An 802-nucleotide genomic window follows, 5' to 3' on the forward strand; every position below is an offset into this window, starting at 1 on the left:
CGCCTCTACCATCAGCCCGCCCTGATTGGCTGTGTCCTGGCCGTCTCTCGGGAAACCTACTTCGCACTGGGTGGCTTCGATACGGGGATGAAGGTCTGGGGCGTTGAAGATATCGACTTCGGCCTCAAGGCCTCAAGGCCTGGAGTCTGGGGTATGGCCTCAAGCTGGATGTCCTCTCCCGCGTTGCCCACCGCTTCCAGCGGGCCTTCCACCATTATGAAGTTCCTGCTCCCCACGTCCTCCACAACCAACTGCGCCTGGCGGCCAAACACTTCTCCCCCCACCATCTCCAACAGTGGCTCGCCAGAAACACCCCCCTCACACTCGAACAGCTTCTTGCTCCCTCCCCCGACCTGCCGGGAACACCGCTTTCTTCTCCCTCTCCCGGTCTGCCGGGAGAGGGCCGGGGTGAGGGCGAGCCCGCTGCTTCACCAGTTTCCGACATGTCGCTCCCTCCCGTCTGGCGTGCTGCCCTCGATCTCTTCCACGAGCATTTCTCCAGCCTCCAGGCAGAGCGTACGCTGGTTCAAAGCCGCCGCCTGCGGGATGAACTCGACTATGCTCATACCTTCCAGCTTGACTGGCCCGGCCACGTATCACCCCAGTCCTTTGCCCTGGCCATGACCCTGCCCACCAGCGAAGCAACCGGCACAGAACCCAGCCCCTGGCCCAGCCCAGAACCATCACCCGAGCCCAGTCCTGAACCGTCTCCAGCACCCTGCCAGTGTGCCGTCAGCGGCATCTCCGCCCCCGAGACCTGCTTCGTCGGCGATGAAGACGACATCACCATCACCGGCAACTG

Annotated in this window: 1 protein-coding gene and 1 pseudogene; both read left to right on the forward strand. The window is 63.3% G+C overall.

Translation table 11 applies throughout. From position 1 onward, the window contains the following. Window positions 1-624, forward strand: a 624-nt coding sequence (locus tag A6X21_RS23655; protein WP_205847445.1) for a galactosyltransferase-related protein, incomplete at its 5' end; no start/stop codon positions are given. Further along, window positions 621-802 (forward strand): annotated as a pseudogene (locus A6X21_RS25015) (hypothetical protein); the annotation flags it as partial. The gene A6X21_RS23655 and the pseudogene A6X21_RS25015, both read left to right, overlap by 4 nt.

It is taken from the genome of Planctopirus hydrillae, from assembly GCF_001707835.1.
In the GTDB taxonomy this organism is placed as follows: Bacteria; Planctomycetota; Planctomycetia; order Planctomycetales; family Planctomycetaceae; genus Planctopirus; species Planctopirus hydrillae.